This is a genomic window from Bradyrhizobium sp. MV1.5 (assembly GCF_055807615.1).
Window position 1 is genome coordinate 1 of sequence record NZ_JBVVPL010000120.1, and the last position, 458, is coordinate 458.

1 protein-coding gene is annotated in these 458 nt (G+C 61.1%); it reads left to right on the forward strand.

The features are described 5' to 3' along the window. Positions 1–458: 3-oxoacid CoA-transferase subunit B (locus AC0L2J_RS34770; RefSeq protein WP_473395983.1), on the forward strand; the 458-nt coding region annotated here is incomplete at both ends.

Consider the following 458-nt stretch of genomic DNA (forward strand, 5'->3'; position numbering starts at 1 on the left):
GGCTATTACGTCAATCTCGGCATCGGCATCCCGACGCTGGTCTCGAACTACATCCCGGACGGCATGGACGTCAGCCTCCAGAGTGAGAACGGCATGCTCGGCATGGGCCCGTTCCCCTATGAGGGTGAAGAGGACGCCGATCTCATCAACGCCGGCAAGCAGACCGTGAGCGAACTGCCGTCGACTTCTTATTTCTCGAGCGCGGATTCCTTCGGCATGATCCGTGGCGGCCACATGGATCTGTCGATCCTCGGTGCGATGCAGGTGGCCCAGAACGGCGATCTCGCCAACTGGATGATCCCCGGCAAGATGGTCAAGGGCATGGGCGGCGCGATGGATCTCGTCGCAGGCGTCAAACGCGTGGTTGTGGTGATGGAGCACTCGGCCAAGGACGGTCCAAAGCTCCTGAAGCAATGCAATTTGCCGCTGACCGGCGAGCGCGTGGTCGACATGGTCGT